Source organism: Vibrio sp. 1727 (genome assembly GCF_033344415.1).
GTDB classification, from domain to species: domain Bacteria; phylum Pseudomonadota; class Gammaproteobacteria; order Enterobacterales; family Vibrionaceae; genus Vibrio; species Vibrio alginolyticus.
In genome coordinates, this window is sequence record NZ_JAWPOT010000292.1 from 1 (window position 1) to 684 (window position 684).

The 684-nt window shown below is 48.8% G+C and carries 2 protein-coding genes; both read left to right on the forward strand.

Annotation, left to right across the window (positions count from 1 at the left end; translation table 11 throughout):
- The coding region (locus R8O10_RS25315; RefSeq protein WP_318191970.1) for a biotin/lipoyl-containing protein at nucleotides 1-123 on the forward strand (123 nt) is incomplete at its 5' end.
- A gap of 9 nt (nucleotides 124-132) precedes the next feature.
- The coding region (locus tag R8O10_RS25320) for a sodium ion-translocating decarboxylase subunit beta (RefSeq protein ID WP_318191969.1) at nucleotides 133-684 on the forward strand (552 nt) is incomplete at its 3' end.

Sequence of the window (684 nt, forward strand, 5' to 3'; positions counted from 1 at the left end):
ATCCTTGAAGCAATGAAGATGGAAACGGAAGGTCGTGCAGCACGCGGTGGTATCGTTCAAGAACTGAACGTAAAAGAGGGTGATGCCGTTACCGTTGGTGCACCTCTTCTCAGTTTGGCGTAAGGGAGTATCATGGACGGATTGATGACCTTATGGTCAGAAACAGGGATCGCTAACTTTGAGTTTGGCCAAATCTGCATGATGCTGGTTGGCTGTACGCTGTTGTTTTTAGCGATTCGCAAAGGCTTTGAACCATTACTTTTATTGCCAATTGGCTTTGGTGCTATCTTAGCTAACATTCCTAATGCGGGCTTCACTGAGCCGGGCGGTTTGTTGTACTACGTCTACTATATCGGGATCGAATCGGGAGTTTTCCCATTGTTGATCTTTATGGGCGTTGGTGCGATGACGGACTTTGGCGCATTGATCGCGAACCCTAAAACACTTTGGTTAGGGGCGGCAGCGCAGTTTGGTATTTTTGCGACCTTGTTTGGGGCGATTTTGCTTAACTTTGTGCCAGGGATGGAGTTCTCGATGGCAGATGCATCATCGATCGCCATCATCGGTGGTGCTGATGGGCCAACAGCGATTTTCTTGGCCAGCAAGTTGTCGCCAGACTTATTGGGGGCGATTGCGGTAGCTGCATACAACTACATGGCATTAGTTCCGATCATTCAACCGCCA